General features: G+C 62.3%; 18 protein-coding genes. 8 read left to right on the top strand and 10 right to left on the bottom strand.

All coding sequences use genetic code 11. The features are described 5' to 3' along the window. Positions 1-144: 144 nt before the first annotated feature. Positions 145-1530 carry an amidohydrolase family protein gene (locus tag QM996_RS25975; protein ID WP_500270510.1) on the top strand — a complete coding sequence of 462 codons (1386 nt, stop codon included), beginning with the start codon at positions 145-147 and terminating at the stop codon, positions 1528-1530. 185 nt (positions 1531-1715) lie between these two features. On the opposite strand, the gene QM996_RS25970 is transcribed toward QM996_RS25975, so the two are convergent. The 6 genes from QM996_RS25970 to QM996_RS25945 form a co-directional block, all read right to left on the bottom strand. Next, the gene (locus QM996_RS25970) at positions 1716-2420 is read right to left on the bottom strand and encodes a GntR family transcriptional regulator (protein ID WP_334196789.1); all 705 of its coding nucleotides are present in this window, start codon (positions 2418-2420) and stop codon (positions 1716-1718) included. Positions 2421-2581: 161 nt separating this feature from the next. After that, the gene (locus tag QM996_RS25965) at positions 2582-3778 is read right to left on the bottom strand and encodes a cyanate transporter (protein ID WP_334196788.1); all 1197 of its coding nucleotides are present in this window, start codon (positions 3776-3778) and stop codon (positions 2582-2584) included. Positions 3779-3996: 218 nt separating this feature from the next. Beyond that, positions 3997-5709, bottom strand: coding sequence for a dipeptide ABC transporter ATP-binding protein (locus QM996_RS25960; protein WP_334196787.1), 1713 nt, complete (start codon positions 5707-5709; stop codon positions 3997-3999). Between the two features lies 1 nt (position 5710). Next, positions 5711-6607 (bottom strand): ABC transporter permease, encoded by an 897-nt coding sequence (locus QM996_RS25955; protein ID WP_334196786.1) that lies wholly within the window; start codon positions 6605-6607, stop codon positions 5711-5713. Next, positions 6607-7572 (bottom strand): ABC transporter permease, encoded by a 966-nt coding sequence (locus QM996_RS25950; protein WP_334196785.1) that lies wholly within the window; start codon positions 7570-7572, stop codon positions 6607-6609. Before QM996_RS25950 ends, QM996_RS25955 begins: the two co-directional genes overlap by 1 nt. Positions 7573-7734: 162 nt before the next feature. Beyond that, positions 7735-9309: an ABC transporter substrate-binding protein gene (locus QM996_RS25945; protein WP_334196784.1), complete on the bottom strand. Its 1575-nt coding sequence runs from the start codon at positions 9307-9309 to the stop codon at positions 7735-7737. Positions 9310-9348: 39 nt separating this feature from the next. Here QM996_RS25945 and QM996_RS25940 point away from each other — a divergent pair, with 39 nt between their 5' ends. The 6 genes from QM996_RS25940 to QM996_RS25915 all read left to right on the top strand — a co-directional run bounded on the left by QM996_RS25940 (position 9349) and on the right by QM996_RS25915 (position 14794). Next, positions 9349-10851 (top strand): amidohydrolase family protein, encoded by a 1503-nt coding sequence (locus tag QM996_RS25940; RefSeq protein WP_500270395.1) that lies wholly within the window; start codon positions 9349-9351, stop codon positions 10849-10851. 27 nt (positions 10852-10878) lie between these two features. Next, the gene (locus QM996_RS25935) at positions 10879-12075 is read left to right on the top strand and encodes an amidohydrolase (RefSeq protein ID WP_334196782.1); all 1197 of its coding nucleotides are present in this window, start codon (positions 10879-10881) and stop codon (positions 12073-12075) included. Between the two features lie 36 nt (positions 12076-12111). Further along, positions 12112-12828, top strand: a complete 717-nt coding sequence (locus tag QM996_RS25930; protein ID WP_500270394.1) for a GntR family transcriptional regulator — start codon at positions 12112-12114, stop codon at positions 12826-12828. Between the two features lie 357 nt (positions 12829-13185). Then, positions 13186-13380, top strand: coding sequence for a hypothetical protein (locus QM996_RS25925; protein ID WP_334196780.1), 195 nt, complete (start codon positions 13186-13188; stop codon positions 13378-13380). Between the two features lie 35 nt (positions 13381-13415). After that, on the top strand, positions 13416-14072 hold the full coding sequence (locus QM996_RS25920) for a flavin reductase family protein (protein WP_334196779.1): 657 nt from the start codon (positions 13416-13418) through the stop codon (positions 14070-14072). Continuing rightward, the gene (locus tag QM996_RS25915) at positions 14072-14794 is read left to right on the top strand and encodes an aspartate/glutamate racemase family protein (protein ID WP_334198676.1); all 723 of its coding nucleotides are present in this window, start codon (positions 14072-14074) and stop codon (positions 14792-14794) included. Before QM996_RS25920 ends, QM996_RS25915 begins: the two co-directional genes overlap by 1 nt. Before the next feature lie 77 nt (positions 14795-14871). On the opposite strand, the gene QM996_RS25910 is transcribed toward QM996_RS25915, so the two are convergent. From QM996_RS25910 to QM996_RS25900, 3 genes are all read right to left on the bottom strand, one after another. Next, the gene (locus QM996_RS25910; RefSeq protein WP_500270393.1) at positions 14872-15975 is read right to left on the bottom strand and encodes an aminotransferase-like domain-containing protein; all 1104 of its coding nucleotides are present in this window, start codon (positions 15973-15975) and stop codon (positions 14872-14874) included. A gap of 114 nt (positions 15976-16089) precedes the next feature. Beyond that, the gene (locus QM996_RS25905) at positions 16090-16827 is read right to left on the bottom strand and encodes an SDR family oxidoreductase (protein ID WP_334196777.1); all 738 of its coding nucleotides are present in this window, start codon (positions 16825-16827) and stop codon (positions 16090-16092) included. A gap of 1 nt (position 16828) precedes the next feature. Continuing rightward, entirely contained in the window at positions 16829-17149 is a 321-nt protein-coding gene (locus QM996_RS25900) for a DUF1330 domain-containing protein (RefSeq protein ID WP_334196776.1), read from the bottom strand. Between the two features lie 204 nt (positions 17150-17353). On the opposite strand from QM996_RS25900, the gene QM996_RS25895 reads away from it, so the two are divergent. Beyond that, positions 17354-17749 (top strand): Lrp/AsnC family transcriptional regulator, encoded by a 396-nt coding sequence (locus tag QM996_RS25895; protein WP_334196775.1) that lies wholly within the window; start codon positions 17354-17356, stop codon positions 17747-17749. A 42-nt stretch (positions 17750-17791) separates the two neighbouring features. On the opposite strand, the gene QM996_RS25890 is transcribed toward QM996_RS25895, so the two are convergent. Beyond that, positions 17792-18742 (bottom strand): beta/alpha barrel domain-containing protein, encoded by a 951-nt coding sequence (locus QM996_RS25890; RefSeq protein WP_334196774.1) that lies wholly within the window; start codon positions 18740-18742, stop codon positions 17792-17794. Positions 18743-18747 lie beyond the last annotated feature (5 nt).

The following is an 18747-nucleotide window of genomic DNA, read 5'->3' as shown; positions in this document are numbered from 1 at the left end:
TCATTTGCGATCACTACGAAGCTGGCCGCATGCATTGGCAAATCGAATAGCCAGCATTGGCAAATGTCGCTGCCATGCCGTGACGCCGTTCGGTAAATTGCCGGCCCTAACACTATCCATGATGAGGCAATGATGTTGGAACAGATGCTACCGCAAAGCCGCAGGACCTTTCTCAGCCGGACCGGGACGCTCACCACCGCTTGCGCTGTCGCTGGCTTTGCAGGCGGAGCGGTTCGCGAGGCATCGGCCAGCGCCGGTGACGGTGCCGTCGAGACGAATACCAAGACGCTCGCGGATCGCCACTACGTTTTGACCGGCGTGCGGTTGGAGGAGGGGTTTGAGCGCGACGGCGATATCGTCGTCGCCACGCGGACTGCGCTCTACGCGTTGGAGATCAAGGACGGCGCGATCGTCGCCTTGCATCCGGAAAAGGCGACCTTGCCCGAAGGTGTGCCGCAGTATCAGGCTCACGGCCAGCTTCTGTTGCCGGCGATGCGCGATATGCACATCCACCTGGACAAGACGTTCTATGGCGGCCCTTGGCAGGCGCCGCGCCCGCGTCAGGGCAAAACCATCATGGATATGATCGCGCTCGAGGAAAAGCTGCTTCCTCAGTTGCTGCCGACATCGCGAGAGCGGGCCGAGGGGCTGATCGCCCTCTTGCAGTCCAAGGGAACAACCGTCGCGCGCAGCCATTGCAACATCGACCCGGTTAGCGGCCTCAAGAGCCTTGAGCACCTGCAGCAGGCCTTGGAGAACCATCGTGACGATTTCGTGTGCGAGATCGTCGCCTTCCCCCAGCACGGTCTGCTTCACTCCAAGGTCGACGGCCTGATGCGCGAAGCGATGCAGATGGGCGTTCAGTATGTCGGCGGCCTGGACCCGACGAATGTCGACGGGGCCATGGAAAAATCACTCGACGCGATGTTCCAGATCGCGCTGGACAACGGCAAAGGGGTGGACATTCATCTGCACGAAACGAGCCCTGCTGGTGTTGCTGCGGTCAATTACATGATCGATACCGTTGAGAAGAATCCCGCTCTGCGCGGAAAAGTCACGATCAGCCACGCCTTCGCATTGACCACACTTGCTCCGGAGGCCCTGGAGGAGACAGCCTCGCGCCTGGCGGAACAGAAGATCTCGATTGCCTCGACGGTGCCGATCGGAGCGCTGATGATGCCTTTGCCGCAGCTGTCCCAGAAGGGGGTCTTCGTCATGACCGGAACCGATAGCGTCATCGACCACTGGTCGCCATTCGGCAGCGGGGACATGTTGGAAAAGGCGTATCTCTACGCGCAGCTTTATCGTGGGTCGGACGAATTCCGCCTCTCGCGGTCCATGTCGATCGCCACTGGCGGCATCCTGCCCCTCGACAACGAGGGCAAGCGGGCCTGGCCAAATGTCGGCGAGGAGGCCTCCTTCACGCTTGTCGGGGCAAGCTGCTCGGCAGAGGCGGTGGCCCGCGTGCCTGCCAGGACCGCGACCTTCCATAAGGGGCGCCTGGTGTCGGGCGGGGTCGGCGAGGCCTGATAAAGCTCCGGTTTCCCTGTGACCACTTCGCCGTCCGTCATCATGAAACCGGGCAGCGTCTGCCTCTTGCCGAATGACGAAGTGGGCCAGGGACCGATGGCGCGGATGTCCAAGGAAAGGCTCGCGCGCCGACTACCGCACAAGGCTCCCGGATCCGGATATCCTCCGGGAGCGCCGCGTTTCGTCTAGGCAAGGCCCTCCGCCACAGCGTAGGCGGAGAGCACCTCCTTGATGTTTCTGTCCCCGTCGGTCGGAAGCAGTGCACGGGTCGTCACCGAGTCGAGGTGATGTGCCATGAGGGCCGCCGCCTCGTCGGTCTTGCCGGCGATCAATTTGTCCAGAAGCTCCTGGTGCTCCGATACGGCGCATTCCGAAGAATGCGGCCGGCCATAGAGTGCAAGGATCAGGGAACTGCGGGCGACCAGTTCGTTCACGTAGCGAATGAGGCTGGCGTTGTTCGTCATCTGAGCAAGGAGCGTGTGGAATTCGCCCGCCAGGCGGATCGATTGAGCGCGCTCCTTCTTCGCGGCTTCCTCGGCTTCAATATGAGACGAGAGAATGTCGATTTGCTCTTGCGTCAACTTCCCGGAAAGCGTCTCCACCACCAGGCGTTCGAGCGCCATTCGGGTAAGGAACAGATTGCGCCCTTCCTCAAGCGTTGGCCGCGCAACCACCGCTCCCCTGTTCGGCCTGAGCTCCACCAGCCCTTCCTCGCTTAGACGAACCAGCGCCTCGCGCACCAGGGTTCTGCTGACCCCCAGCCTTTCGCCGATCGAGTCTTCCGGCAGCTTCGATCCTGGAGACAGCGCCTGATCAAGGATTGCCCGTTTCAGGACGCGATGAACGGCCTGAGCGCGGCCACCGCCCGTTTCGTTCTCTTTCTTTGCCATACTGGTCACTCCGAGCCGTCGCAATTATCTCTTCGAATTGCATACAAAACGGCGAGATGTCTAGTGAATTGGTCTCATCCGCAACCAGTATCCGCGGAACGGCAAGAGTCGCCGCCCGGAAAGTCTAGTCGACTGCCCGGGCGCGGAGAGCAAGACGTCGCTCAGATGGGTGACTGCATGGCCTGCGCGTAGCGCGATGGGTTGAGGCGCATGTAGAGAAAGAACACGCCGACGACGCAGGCAAGGTGCAGCGTCCAGCCAGCGGCGAAGGTGCCACTGACATCGTGCAGAAATGCCGTGGCAAACGGGCCGAGAGACGCGATCAGGAAACCACCGCCCTGCATCAATGCCACCAGCACGCCGGCCTCTTCCGGCCGCGGCAGGTGATCGAGGGCGGTGACGATTGCCAACGAGAAGCTGCTACCAAGGCCGGCGCCGCACAGGCCAACCCAGATCGCGGGTACTGCCTGGGGCAGGAACGCAAGGCCGGCAAAACCGATCGCCTGCATCGCCAGCGTCAAGCGCAGAAACGCGCGGCGATCGATGCTGCGGCGAGCCAAAATCGGTAGGGCGAGGGCCGCCGCCGCCTGACAGATCGCCATCAGCGCCACGAGATTGCCGCTATCTCCGCTGCTCCAGCCAAGGGACTGGTAATAGGAGGCGAGCCAGGCGACGGCGGAAGAGTAGCCGGCATTGACCAGGCCGAAGGCGAGAATAAGTGTCCAGGTTCGAGGCCGGCGGAGCAGCCGGCCGGTGAGCGCCTTGTCCGGGCGATCGCTTCGCGAGTCCGACAGGATCAGCCATGCGGCGCCGAGAGCAACGAACGCTGGCGCTGCGAGCCAGGCAAGGGCCGGACGCCAGCCGGAACCGTGATTGACGAGGAATGGTGTCAGCCGCGCGCCCAACGCTCCGCCACCCATCAGAACCGCGGAATAGAGCCCGGTGACCACCGGTATGCTCCGGGGAAACTCCGCCTTGATGATGCCGGGGAAAGCCGCCTGGATGAAAGCGACGCCGGCGCCGCAAAGGGCAGCCGTCATCACCAATGCTGCGCCGCCCGGAGCGACGAGGCGGAGCAGGGAGCCGGCCGCCAGCACAAACAGGGCGATGAGAATGCCGCGCCGCGTGCCGATCAAGGCCTGCACAGAAGGAGACACGAAGGCGCCCACACCCATCAACATCATCGGCAACAATGTCAGCAGGGCCAGGCCGCCATATCCCATGCCGGTATCGGCGACGATCTCGGACAGCACGGGCCCCGGAGCGGTGAGAAATGGCCGCAGGTTGACGGCGACGAGCACGACGAGAATGAGCAGCATCCATTGACGGCCCGTCGTGGGCTTTGATGAATTGGGCATGATTGGGTATTTCCTTACGTCTTCTTCTTGTTTTGTGGCCCGAAGGGGTAGTTGCGCCCTGGCGTGTCAATCGTTGGCGAATGCGCAATACGCAAAAGCGGGCCGGCGCAAGCCGCGGTAGCGGCGGGCGAATGAGAATGCTGGCGACAGGTCCCCGACCGCGCCGGTTTTGGGCGGCGAAGCGCAGGAAGGGAGTATCGGTCTTTTGTCCTCCGGGCTTAGGCCGAAGCCAGCTCACGTCCCATGATGCGCTCGACGGACGGAGCAAGGCGGAGGAGCTCGCGCGTATACTCGTGTTTTGGCGCGGTGAAGAGGGTTTCGGTATCCGAGAGCTCGACGATCTGCCCGGCCTTCATCACAGCAATGCGGTCGCACATCTGACGGATCACGGCGAGGTCATGGCTGATGAACAGCATGGAGAGGCCGGCAAGGTCGCGCAGATCCTTCAGCAGGTTGAGGAGCTGCGCCTGCACCGAGACGTCAAGCGCCGAGGTCGGCTCGTCGCAAATGAGTAGCGACGGGCGCGGTCCGAGCGCGCGGGCAATGGCGATGCGCTGGCGCTGGCCGCCGGAGAAGGCGTGCGCAAAGCGCGCGCCCGCGTCGGCAGGAAGGCCGACCGCTTCAAGCAGGGTCCTGGCATCCTGCCGGGCTTCCTGCGCGTTGGCGGCCAGCTTGTAGAACAGGATTGGCTCTGCAATGGCGGCGTTGATCCGCAGGCGCGGATTGAGTGCCGAATAGGGATCCTGAAAGACCATTTGCAGGGACTGCCGAACCGATTTCTCACGGCGGCCGCCGAGCGCCGTGCCCTGAAAATCGATGGAACCTGCACTCTGCGTGACAAGGCCCGCGATGGTGTTGGCAACGGTCGTCTTGCCGCAGCCGGATTCACCGACGAGTCCGAAAATCTCGCCGCGCCGAACATCGAATGAAACGCCCCTGACGGCCTTGAACACCGAGGCCTTGCGAAGCAATCCGCGCCCGCCGTATTCCACGGCAAGGTCGCGCACGGAGAGCACCACTTCGTCGCGGCTGCCTGTCTCGCTCTTCGCACTCTTGCGGCGCACCGAGGCGCGCGCGTCGAGGGTCACCTGCGTTTCTTCGCTCGGCACTGGCAGGCGATCGAGGCGCGTATCGATTGGCGGCACGGCGGCGATCAGCGTGCGGGCGTAAGGTGCCTTCGGTGCCGTCAGCACCTCGCGCGTCGAGCCGCTTTCCACGACCGCACCGTTTTGCATGATGGTGACGCGGTCGGCGATCTCGGCGACAACGCCCATGTTGTGCGTGACGAGCAGAACGCCGACGCCCCGCTCGTCGGCAAGGTCACGAATGAGCTTGAGGATCTGCGCCTGCACCGAGACGTCGAGCGCGGTCGTCGGCTCGTCGGCAACGATCAGCTGCGGATTGCAGGCGAGTGCCGTGGCGATGACCACGCGCTGGCGCTGACCGCCGGAAAGCTGGTGCGGATAGCTGCCGAGCCTGCGCTCGGGTTCCGGGATGCCGACGGCCTTCATCAATTCCAGCGCGCGGGCCTTCGCCTCCCGGGAGGAAAGCTTCAGATGGGTAAGCATGCCTTCGCAAAGCTGGCTTTCCACGGTGAAGAGCGGGTTGAGGCTCGTCATCGGGTCCTGGAAGATTGCGCCGACATCGCGCCCGGGCACAATGCCTTCGGTACGGCCGGTACGCAGGTTGATCTCCTTGCCGGCGATGGTGATCGAGCCGGCGGCGATCTTGCCGGGGGCCTGCAGCAGGCCCATCAGCGCGTTACCGACAGTGGTCTTGCCGGCGCCGGATTCACCGACGAGGGCGTGGATCTCTCCAGGACGGATCGTCAGATCGATATCTTTGACGGCCGTCAGCGTGTTGCCGTTGGCCAACGGATACTCGACACGGAGCTTGCGAATGTCGAGAACGGGGCGCGTTGTTTCGGTCATCTCATCTCGCCATCAGTTTCGGGTTGAAGTGGTCGCGCAGATAGTCGCCGATCACGTTAACGGCCAGCACGAGGATGACCAGCACCGCCGCGGGCATCACCGCGATCCACCAGAGACCGGAGAACAGGAACTGGTTGCCGATGCGGATCAGCGTGCCGAGCGAAGGATAGGTCGGCGGCATGCCCGCACCGAGGAAGGAGAGTGTCGCTTCCGTCAGGATTGCGCCGGCGAGGTTGATCGTGGCGATGACCATCACCGAACTCATGATGTTCGGCAGGATGTGGCGGGCCATGATGCGGGGCGACGGCAGGCCGATGACCTTGGCGGCGCGTACATAGTCCCGCGCGATCTCCACCATGGTCGAGGCCCGCACGGTTCGCGCATATTGGACCCATTCGTTGATGGCGATGGAGAAGATCAGCACCAGCGGCGCCCAGGCAAGCATGGCATCGGCGCTAAGCTGTGCGCGGGCGATGCCGCTGATGAGCAGTGCAACGAGGATGGTCGGGAAGCTGACGAAGATATCGGCGACGCGCATCACGATGCCATCGACCATGCCGCCGAAGAAGCCGGCAATGAGGCCGAGCACGACGCCAAGCATGGCGGCAAAGACCACGGCGCCGAGGCCGATGACCACGGAAATCCTCAGCCCGAACAGGATGACGGAGACGAGGTCGCGTCCCTGGTTGTCCGTGCCGAGCAGGAAGCGGGAATCGCCGCCCTCCATGAACACTGGCGGAATTTCCATGTCCATCAGCGAGTAGGAGGCGACGTCGCGTGGGTCCATCGGCGCAATCAGCGGCGCGAAGATGACGAGGATCAGCATGATGGCGAGCACCAGGCTGGCGATGACAACGGAAACCGGCGGAAGCCGGCGCATCAGGGATTGCGTAGCCATTATCGTGTCCTCAGTCGCGGATCGATGAAGGTGTAGAGAATGTCGACGATCATGTTGATCATGACGAAGAGGAAGCCCACGAAGAGAAGGTAGGCAGCCAGCACCGGCACGTCAGGATAGCCGACGGCGTTGGTGAACAGCAGGCCCATGCCCGGCCATTGGAACACCGTCTCGGTGACGATCGCGAAGGCGATGAGCTGGCCGATCTGCAGTCCTGTGACCGTGACGACCGGCATCAATGCGTTGCGCAGCGCAAGCCGGCCATAGATATAGGTTCGCGGCAGGCCGCGCGCGAAGGCGAAGCGGATGTAATCCGACGACAAAACGTCGATCATCTCCGAGCGCACCAACCGCATGATCAGCGTGAGCTGGAACAAGGCCAGCGTGATCGACGGCAGGATCAATGACTTCAGGCCTGAAAGCGAGAGGAAGCCGGTCTGCCAGAGCCCGATATCGACGAGATCTCCGCGTCCGGAGGATGGCAGCCACCGCAGGTTTACCGCGAAAATCAGGATCAGCAGCAGGCCGGTGACGAAGGTCGGCATGGAAATGCCGACGAGTGTCGCAGACTGGGTCAGCCGCGAGAAAAATGCGTGCGGCTTGAGCGCGCAGAGCACCCCAAGCGGAATGCCGAGCGACAGTGCCAGCACGGTGGCAACGATCACCAGTTCCAGGGTGGCAGGAAGGCGGCTGAGCAATAGGCTCGTCACGGGCTGCTGGTAGCGGTAGCTCGTGCCGAGATCGCCGGTCACCACCTGGCCCAGGAAATTGGCGAACTGAGCCAGGACCGGCTTATCGAGGCCGAGGGCGACGCGCACTGCGTCCTTCTCAGCCTGGGTCGCGCCTTCGCGCACCATAGAGGCGACCGGATCGCCGACGAAGCGAAACATGACGAAGGCGATGGCGGTCACCGCGACCATCACGAGGATGGCCTGAAGCAGCCTGACTGAAAGGAGTCTGATCATCGGATAGTCCTTACCGGGAGCGATCCTGCCCAAAGGGGCGGCCACCGGGTTGTGCGCTCCCGTATCCTCCGTGCCGTCGCCGGTCGTGGAGGGGTTGACCCGGTTTGTGGGCCAGTCCCGGCTTGCTTTCGCCCGCCAGGACTGGCCTTGGGAGAATCCCGACTACTTCTTTATCTGAGCGAACCACGGACGCACGTACTCGTCTGGGAACTGCGGCATGTCGACCTTGCTGCTCATCGCCCAGGCGACCGGCTGTTGGTGCAGCGGCAGGTAGAGGACCTGATCATGCGTGATGCGGAAGGCCTGCTTCAGATCCTCGATGCGCTTGGTTTCGTCGAGTTCCACCGAAGCGGCATAGGCCAGCTTGTCGATCTCGGGATTGGAAAGCCCATCGGCATTGCTGCCGCCGAAGGTGCCGTCATTCGTCGCCAGGAGCGCTTGCAGTGGGCTAAAGCCATCCATCGGCGGCAGCGAGGCCCAGCCGAGAAGGTAGATGTCGAACTCCCCCTTGTCGGTACGTGGGAAATAGGTCGTCTTGCTCTCGACACTCACGTTGGCCTGGACACCGATCTGCGCCCACATGGAAGCGACCGCAAGGCAGATCTGTTCGTCGGCGATATAGCGGTCGTTGGGGCAGGCGAGCCCGGTCTTGAAGCCATCCGGATAGCCGGCCTCGGCGAGCAGCGCCTTGGCCTTGGCGACATCGTAAGGCAGAGGCACATCGATGTCCTCATCGTAACCGGTCACCGCCGGTGCGACCAGCATACCGGCTGTACGGGACTTGCCGCGCATCAGGCGCTTCTGGATCGTGTTGGTGTCGATCGCTTGCCACAATGCCTGGCGCACGCGCACATCGCGCAGCGGGTTGGGTTGGCCTGGAGTTGCATGCAGTTCCGGCCGGTAGCTGAATACGAAGAAGATCGTGCGAAGCGACGGGTTTTCGACAACCTTCAGACCATCGGTGGCCGCAATGCGGTCGATGTCCTGCAGCGGAACCGGAGCAATCATGTCGACTTCGCCCGACATCAACGCCGCGACGCGGGTTGCATCGGAGGCGATCGGACGGAATTCGACCTCGTCCAGATTATGCTGCGGCTTGTCCCACCACTCCTTGTTCACTTCGAAGACCGAGCGCGAGTCCGGCTCGTAGCTCTTCAGCTTGAATGCGCCCGTGCCGTTGGCATGGTTGCTGGCATAGGTGACGACGCCGGTGGACGCATTGCCCGGCTTCAGTGCGTCATGCTCCTCCATCCAGGGCTTGCTCATGATGTAGATGGCGGCAAGATCGTTGAGGAGCAGCGGGTAAGGGCCACGCAGGATAAGGTCGACGGTATAGTCGTCCACCTTCTCGACACCGACGACGGTGGAAAGGTTCTCGCGGTTGCGCGCTCCGGGGTCGATCTGGCGCTGGATCGTCGCCACGACATCGTCGGCGTTGAAGGGCTGGCCTTCATGAAATTTCACGCCCTGGCGCAGTTTGAAGCGCCAGCGCTTGGGCTCGATGACCTCCCAGGACGTAGCGAGCGCCGGCTCCAGCTTCAGATCCTTGTTACGACGCACCAGCGGATCGAAAACCATGTGATGAACGCTCTGGGTGAAGCTGTCGACCTGGGCGTTCGGGTCGTAGGAAATGACATCGCCGGATGAGGCCCAGCGCAGCGTTTCGGCAAATGCGGGCGCAGACAGCGGCGCCAGCAGGGCGAGCCCTGCCAAGAGGGTCTTTATAGAGGTCTTCACTGGTTTCTCCCGTTTAACGTATACATATTGTCTTTGATATTGGATACGAATGCTCCCATAAATAGTGTACATCTGCTGCGAACAAGATCAAGATGGGGAAGGTCGTTTTGGCGCCGCTTTGTCAAAAAAGAACGCCAAACCCAGCAGCCGGAGAGGGAACCTGCCATGACGAACGCACTACTGATTGAAAATGCCACGATCATCACGATGGACCCGGACCGGCGCATCATCGAGCGCGGCCATATTCTGGTCGACAATGGGCGCATCGCCGCCATAGGTGAGGAAGACTTCACCGGAGAACGGCAGGCCGAGCGCATCGAAGCCGCCGGCATGGTCGCGATGCCCGGATTGATCGATACGCACGCCCATGCCGGACATATGCTGACCAAGGGGCTTGGCACTGAGGCCGAGGATTGGATGTCCGTGACCGGCCGCATCTACGCAACCGCGACCGATCCTGAATTCTGGGCGGCGGAGGCGGCGCTGTCGGCGGCCGAGAGGATCAAGTGCGGCACGACGACCGCGGCGCTGCTGTTCGGCGGCGGCCCGGATATCATGCGCAGCGAGGCGCCGGAGGCGGCGGAGGCCCACCTTGCCTCGGTTGCTGCTATGGGCGTGCGGGAGTTTCTGGCGGTGGGGCCGAACCGGCCGGGGCAAAGGCATGTGTATCGCCACTATACGTCGACATCGCACGACGACATCGTCGTCTCCCCAGACCGGCAAATTGACGTGGCCACGGAATTGGTCGACGCCTGGGCTGGGCGCGACGACCGCCTGCAGGTCGTCTTTTCACTGCCCGTTTTCGACGAGCAGGAACTGCGGGATGAAACGGTATACAGGATCGCATGCAAGGTCCGTGATCGGGCACGTGAGAGAAGCGGCCTCCTGGTCCAGGACGGCCATCGCGACGGATCCATTGCCGCCAATGATGCGCGTCTCGGCCTCTTCGACGAGCGATCGCTCCTTGCGCATTGCATAGACCTCACCGAGGCCGATCGTGCCGTCCTCAAGCGGACGGGTGCCAAGGTTGCACACAATCCCAGTGCATTGATGTCGGTCTATGGCCGCTGCCCGGCGCCGGAATTGATGGAGGATGGCATAACGGTGTCGCTCGGTACCGATGCTGCGGCACCCGATCGGCCCTTCGACATGTTTCGCAACCTGTTCCAGGCGCATCGTTACCACGCGCGTCATTTCGCAGACGACGCCGTGTTGCCGCCCCAGCGGCTGCTGGAGATGGCAACGATCGAGGGTGCACGCGCCCTGATGATGGAGGATGAACTCGGCTCGCTCGAGGCCGGCAAGCGCGCTGATATCCTGCTCATGAACATGCGTCAGCCGCATCTCTGGCCGCCGCACGATCCGGTGCAACGCCTCGCGCGGTTCGCGAACGGGGCGGACGTGGATACGACCATTGTCGGTGGACGCATTCTGATGCGCGGGCGGCGCCTCGTGGCCCAGGACGAAGGCGCAATAATGGATCGCGCCTTGCGTGCCTTTCATCTCGCCATGGCTCGCGCCGGGCTAAGCGATCGTACCTAAGCACTGGGGACAAGGGAGGATATCAAGGTGACTGCAGACCTAATCATCCGCAATGCCCGGCCCTTCGGCGGGCCGTTAGAGGACCTTTTCATCCGTGACGGCCGCTTCGTCGCGGCAGACCGCGTCCATGCTGCGGTCGAGATCGACGCGGACGGACATATCGCGCTGCCGGGGTTTGTCGAGGCCCATACGCATCTCGACAAGACGCTCATCGGCATGGACTGGTTCGAAAATCGGGTTGGCCCGAACCGCAATGACCGGATCTTGGCCGATCGCAACGCCAAGCGCGCACTTGGCATCGACGCCCGCCGGCAGTCTGCCCGCCAGATCATGCAGACGCTGGCCTTCGGCGTATTGAGCATTCGCAGCCATGTCGACGTCGACACCGAGATCGGCATTGCCAATATCGAAGGCGTGCTCGAAACGCGCGAGGCACTGCGCGATCTGGTCGACGTGCAGATCGTAGCCTTTCCGCAGAGTGGCATGCTGCCGCGCGCGGGTACGCTCGAGTTGATGGATGCGGCCTTGAAGGCCGGTGCCGACATTGTTGGCGGTATCGACCCTGCCTCCATCGAGCGCGATCCGGTGCGTCATCTCGATGCCATCTTCGCCCTTGCAGATCGTCATGGAAAACCGGTCGACATCCACCTGCACGAACCTGGCGACCTCGGAGCATTTTGCCTGGAACTCATCGTCGAGCGTACCCGCGCCTTGTCGTTGCAAGGGCGGGTCATGGTTAGTCATGCCTATTGTCTCGGCACGCTCGACACGTCCCGGCAAACGGCGCTAATTGACCGGCTGGCTGCGGAACGTATCGCAGTGATGACCGTAGGGAGTCCGTCGACGCCCGCATTGCCGCTAAGATTGATGCGCCGGAGCGGTCTCATTGTAGCCTCCGGTTCCGACGGCATTCAGGGAACCTGGGAGCCCTACGGGAACGGCGACATGCTGGAGCGGGCGAAGTACCTGGCGCAACGCAACGGCATGGCCAACGATGCCGATCTCGACGATGTCGCCCGTATCTGCACTTTCGGTGGCGCTGAAGGCATCGGGCTTGGCGGCTATGGGCTCTCCGAAGGTTGTTTCGCTGATCTGGTGCTGGTACCGGCGCGCACGCTGGCGGAAGCCGTCGCCCTGACGCCGCAAAGGCGCACCGTCATCCGGCGCGGCCGCGTGGTCGTGAATGGCGGCGAACTGGCTGGTGACTTGCCGACCATCGAATGATCGCATGATCCGCGCCTCGTCGTTTTCAGGTTCGTCATGATGCCCAAACCCAGCGCCGGCAATCAAAACCCCTCGGTCCCCAAGTCGGACGTGGTCTATCGCATCCTGAAGCGCGCCATCCTCGATCAGGCATTCGCTGCGGGAACGAAGCTTCCGGAGGATTCGATCGGCGAACGGCTCGGCGTCAGTCGTACGATTGTCCGGCAGGCGCTCGCCCGCCTGAACGGTGAGGGGTTGATCGAATTGCGTCCGAACAGGGGCGCCTGCGTCAGCCATCCCAGTGTCGAGGACGGACACAACATTTTTGCAGTGCGGCAAGCGCTGGAGACGTTGGTTGTTGACAGCCTGATCGGCAGGCTGACGCCGCCGAAGATCGAGGCGCTTGAGGCGCATCTCGATGCCGAGGACAAGGCAAGGGTCAGCGATCCTTCGACCTCGATTCAACTCGCCGGCGAGTTTCACGTCCTGCTCGCAAGGCTGACGGAGAACGCGATTCTATCACGATACGTCACGGAACTTGTCTCGCGCTCGTCTATGATACTGTCACTCTACGGACGCCCGCATTCTTCCGATTGCGCCGTATCCGAGCATCGCACCCTGATTGCTGCCCTCGCGCGGAATGATCGCGAGAAAGCACGTGAGTTGATGGGGCATCACATCGAGGCCATAACGGTCCGAGCCCTGCTGAAAAGCAAAGGTGAAGACGACCTGGCTCACCTCCTTGCCGCTTACGCAAAAGAAGAAGGTCTTTAGGCCCTAACGCCTCTGGCTCGCTGCTGGAGTCAGGGGGGTACGATACTCGCGCGTATCGTATGCAATTCTTTGAGGTGGGTAGATTGGAATAGGCAGCCCGTGTCTCGGTGGAAGGAGAGCCGGTGCGGTTTCCCGCTCTATGTGTCTCCAGATGTCACTTGATTGTCGTAACGGACTGATTTTTTTGCATATAGTTCTGGCCGCTTTCCGGTGACGGTTTGTTTTTCGTGCAGAAGATGGCCATTTCTTTCCCTTCTTTGCACCTAATTGTATGCAATAATGGGATACGAGATTGACATAATAATGGATGCAATATAGCTCTTTGTATCGGCGATTGGCACTGTCGGGGAGGGCAGCATGCACAACGTACCCGCCGGCCGGAGGGCCGGCGATGCTTTCCTGAAAATCGATCGTTCCTGCCGAAAGATACATGCCGATGCCGGCCGTGTCTGCGCGCTCGAGCGATCAATGCTCTTGGTCGCGCTTTGCCGTGCGACGCCGTTCCCCAATGTGGTCGACGGTGGGGTGCGTGCTGTTGACGCGCTGCCGTGAAGAATTCTTTGAACTAGCAAGCAGGAGATCCGGACATGAACATAGATTTCACCACGCTTCCGCCTCCCGATCGCTATCGGCTGCTGACCAACTTCATCGGCCCGCGCCCCATCGCGCTTGTTGGCACGCGATCGCCAGCCGGACACAACAACGCAGCGCCCATGAGCTTCTTCAACGTGTTCTCCCACGAACCGCCATTGGTCGTGCTCGGGATCCAGAACCGTGGCAATGGCGATGAGAAGGACACCGTCGCGAACATCCGCCGAACCGGCGAGTTCGTCGTCAACATGGTCGATATGGCGCTCGCCGATGCGATGATCGTCTGTGGCGTTAATTTCGCCTCAGAAGTCGATGAGCTCGATTTCGCCCGCCTGACGCCGATAGCGTGCGACCAGATTGATGTCGCCCGCATCGCCGAAAGTCCCTGCAGCTTCGAATGCAGGGTCGAGCAGATCCTCGATTATCACAAGCGCGTGCTGGTCATCGGCAAAGTCGTGCACATGCATATCCAGGACCGGTGCCTTGATGCGCAGGGGCGGTATGCGAATCCCGAGACCTATCAGCCGATCGCTCGGCTGCACGCCGACAACTACATCACCTCAGATCGACAGTTCGAGCTCAAAAAGCCGGAGGAGCTGTTGCCCCTCGAGCATGCACAAGTGAACCCCAGGCCGGAAAGGGCCACTCGATGATCCGCATACACGTCATCAATCCCAACTCGACAGCGTCCATGACCGATCAGATCGTACGTGCGGCCGAGGCTGTGCGATTGGAGGGTTTCGTCATCGATGCCGAAACTGCAATGGGCACACCCGCTTCGATTGAAGGCTATTCGGATGAGGCAAGGGCCGTCCCGGCGATGCTGGCGGCGATCCGCGCGGCGGAGAAGCGAGGTGCGTCGGCGCATGTGATCGCCTGCTTCGATGATCCGGGTCTTGCGGCCGCGCGCGAAGTGGCCACCGGCCCGGTCATCGGCATCTGCCAGGCGGCGGTGCAGGTCGCCATGACGGTGGCAACCCGCTTCGCGGTGATCACCACATTGCCGAGGTCGGTGCCGGTGATCGAAGATCTCGTGGCGCAATATGGCGCGGCCTCACGCTGCCGCCGCGTGCGCGCGGTCGATCTGCCGGTCCTGGCGCTTGAGGCCGACCCGAAAAATGCGCGCGCGAAGCTCCTCGACGAAGCGCGCACGGCGATACGCGAGGATGGTGTCGACGCCATAGTTCTCGGTTGCGCCGGCATGGCGGAGCTGTGCGAGTGGCTTTCCCGCGAAGCCGGGGTGCCCGTCATCGACGGCGTGGTGGCTGCCGTCAAGCTCGCCGAGGCACTGGCAAGTGGCGGCTTTCGTACCTCAAAGGCGGGTGCCTACGCCTATCCCCGCGACAAGTCGGGCGATGTCGTAACCACCCATTGAACCGGTCGTCCGGCACAGGCGATCGATTGTGCACCGACTGTAGCGGCACGTTCGAAACGCGGTCGTCTGCCGTCATATCACGCTGCTCGGGCGATGGTGGCGCGAGTCGCTTCGGCAAGCCGGCGCACCCCTTCTTCGAGTTCCTCAGGAGCATTCAATGTAAAATTGATACGGACCGAGCGGCGATTTCGGCCTTCGGGATCGAAGACGCTTGACGGCGTGATGCAGACACCGTGCGCGACCGCCTCGCACAAGAGAGCATCCGTATTCAACGCCGCATCGCGCGCCGTAGCCCAAACGAACATGCCGCCCGTCGGTTTTTCCCATTCGAACAATCCGCCCAAATGTTTTTCCATGGACGCGCAAAGGGTATCGCGGCGTGCGCGATAAAGCGCAAGGATGCCCGGCAGCACGCGCTCGGGGAGAGCCGCCGCAAAAGCGTCTTGGGTAATACGCTGCGACAAACCCGAGCTGCACATGTCCGAAGCCTGCTTGGCGCCGACCAGAGCCTTGATCATGTCGGGGGCAGCGATGGTCCAGCCGATACGAAAACCGGGTGCAAGTTCCTTCGACAGCGTTCCGAGGTAGACGACTGGACCGTCGTAGACCGTCTCATCCTTGCCGGAAAGGGTAAGCATCCGGGGCAAGGGAGCGCCGTCGTAGTAGAGCGTGCCATAAGGGTCGTCCTCGACCAGCCAGGTCCCGGTGGCATCGGCTGCTGCGACGAGCGCGCGACGATCCTTGACCCCCACGAGCCTGCCTGTGGGGTTCGAGAAATTGGGCACCATATAGGCGAACTGTGCGCCACTCATCGCCGTCATAGGGTCGAAATCATCGGCTTCCAGCCGCATCGAGCGGTAGGTCGGGTAGCGAGGCTTCCAGGCATCCAGCGCGCCCAGATAGGCAGGCGTTTGCGCCGCGATCAGCCCGCCTTCGTCCAAGAGCACCTTGCCGATCAGATCCAGCGCCTGCATCCCACCGGTGGTGATCAGCACATTTTCGCGGGTGAGGCGGAGCCCCGGCGCGCTGAAACGCGTCGCGATCAGGTCGCGCAGCCCCGGCAGGCCTTCAATCGGGGTATAGGCGAGCGCCTCGCGCGGGTGATCCGCCACGGCTCTCGCCGCCAAAGCCGAGAGATCGGAGACCGGCCATGTCGTCGGATCGGGCAGGCCGCCTGCCATGTTGATAAGGCCGGGGATCTGGCCGGCAGACAGGAACATCTGCGTGACGTCGTTGCTTTCAGCCAGCCAGTTCGCAAATTTCGGACGCCGGGCGGGATGCTCCATGGTCGCTCCTCAGATCGAATGCAGTAGGCCGCCATCGACCGCGATGGCTTGGCCGGTGATGTAGGATGCACGGGTTGAGGCGAGAAAGGCGGCAAGTGCCGCAAATTCCTCGGGTTCGCCCAGCCGCCCAGCGGGAATCTTCGGGCCCATTGTTGCGTTGTCTACACCCAACTCGGCCATCCGGTCTGTGTTGGTGTAGCCGGGCAGTAGCGCGTTGACAGTGATGCCGTCAGCGGCGACTTCGCGCGACAAGGTGTTCAGCATCCCCAAGAGCCCGGCTCTGAGGCCATTCGATATCACCAGACCCGGTTGCGGTTCTTTTGCGGCAACCGAAGTCACGGCCAGGATGCGCCCCCAACGTTTCGCTTTCATCGCCGGAAGTGCGGCCTGAATGCTGTCCACTGTGCTCATCCACAGGCCCTGGAATCCTTTGGCCCAGGCCGTGGTATCTATGGCTTGGAAGCTGCCGGTGGGCGGCCCTCCGGTGTTGGTGACCAGAATGTCGAGCGGCCGGCCAAGAAGCGTGCTCGCCGCCCCCACCAACTGCCCGCCCGCCTCAGGGGCGGAAAGGTCGCCCGCGAGCGGCAGACATCCCGTCGCGTCGGCCGTTTGTCGCAGCGAGGTCTCGTCTCTCGCCACGATCACGACTTGAGCGCCTTCACGCGCAAGTTCCGCCGCGACCGCTCGGCCCAATCCACGTGATCCGCCAAATACGAGGGCGGATTTTCCCTTCAGCTGCAGATCCATGTCAGACTTTCGGGTCCGGATCTTTGGTGTTGCCGCGCGACACCTGCAGCAGCATTCGCCCGGAGGAGGCCAGTCGTCGGAACTCTGCCGCGCTCTGATAGTCGGCATCACGATACCAGGCCAACGCCGTCTCCCGATCCGGGAACTCCAGAAGAACCATGCGCTCGGCAAAAGCCGGGCCGCCTTCGATCGTCTCGACCGCATCGCCACGGGTGAGGAATTTTCCGTCATAGCGAGCTAGCGTGGCCGGCGTGAGTGCGGTGTATTTGCGGTAGGTGTCAGGGTCGTGAATGGTCATGGTGCATACGAAATAGGCAGGCACGGTCGCTTCTCCCGTTTTCCGAGGTTCAAGGAGACAGTAGCCCGATATTCTTAGTGCAACTCGGCGATCTTGGACGTTCACCCATCAATGTGCGCGTGATATCACTACAAACAGGAATATTTTGAGAGTTTTTCGCTCATGCCTGATCTTGACCTGATTGATCATAGGATCCTCGACGTTTTGCGCCGGGACGGGCGGATTTCGATGTTGGACCTTGCCGAGCGTGTCGGCCTTTCGGCCACACCCTGCGGCCGCCGTGTGAAGCGTATGGAAGACGCCGGGATCATCAAGGGTTACGCCGCCCGGATTGATCCGGTGGCGCTCGGCTTGACTGTCAGTGTCCTGTGTTCAGTGCGGCTGGCTCGCCACGGGACCGAGGGAACGGAGCAGTTCCTTTCAGCGATCGCCAAACGCCCCGAGATCACGGAATGCCTGCTGGTGGCTGGCAATGTCGACTATGTCCTGCGCATCTGGGTGCGCGATCTCGATGCGCTTGGAACGTTCATTCGCGACGTGCTTCAGTCGATCCCGGCCGTCGCCGAAACCACGACCATGGTGATCCTGAAGCACGATAATCCCTACTGGAAGGCGGCCAGGTGAGGGCGGTTTCATGCAAGGGGCAGCTATCATGAGTGCTGCGGCTCAAGTCTCAGGGGCCGCCTCCGCTCGGGCACATCCGCGGATTTCATCCAGCGAGCGCACTCCGAGGCGCTCCAGAAGCGCATAGAGATCGTCGAGCAGGCGAGGAAAATAATCCGGCCGGCTCATGCTGGCAGCGCCAATCTGTACGAGATGCGCCCCCGCCATGATGAACTCAACGACATCCTCAGCCGTCGTGATGCCACCCGCGCCGATCACCGGACGCGTGGCGATGCTCACCGCCTGCACGCAGCGCCACAGCGCGAAGGGCTTTACGCCAGAACCGGAGTAACCGCCAAAGCCCGTGGAACCGCATGCGAAGGTGCGCCTTTCGATATCGATGCGCGCACCGGGAATGGCATTGAAGAGCACCGTTCCATCCGCGCCGCCTCTTTCCGAGGCGGATACGAAGTCCTCGATGATCATCTTGGCGGACGTGGCCGCCTTCGACCATAGCAGCACCTTGCCCTCAGTCGCGGCTGAAAGCGCGCGGAACATCTCCTCGTTCTGCTGGGGATTGTCCCAGTAGGAGGGTTCGTCACGGCCGGCATAGGGGAAGTTGCCATTGACCTCGACCCCGGCGATTCGGCCGCTTTCCACGCAGGCGCGGATCATATCCACGAGCTGCGCGCGCGTCGGCGCCTTGATGTTGACGAAGACCGGAACCTCCTCCGCCGGCAGGCGCGGCAGCACCTCGGCAATGAAGCGATCGAGCGTCATGTTGTTGATGCCGAAGGCGGAGAGATAGCCGCTCTCCGTATGCGCAAAGCGGCGGCAACGGTTCGGCTCGCCCTGCCAGGGAAGGAAGGAGTTCGCGACGACGCCTCCGAGTCGCGTGATGTCGAAGACGTCAAGATACTCGACGATGTTGCCGAAGGTGCCCGCGGCCGACATGACCGGGTTTTTGAAGGTCACGCTGCCTACGCCCATCGGTACGGTTACGGAAAGGTCCATGGCGG

The organism is Sinorhizobium chiapasense, from assembly GCF_045277575.1.
In the GTDB taxonomy this organism is placed as follows: domain Bacteria; phylum Pseudomonadota; class Alphaproteobacteria; order Rhizobiales; family Rhizobiaceae; genus Ensifer; species Ensifer chiapasense_A.
This window is presented reverse-complemented; position numbering and strand designations above follow the sequence as displayed.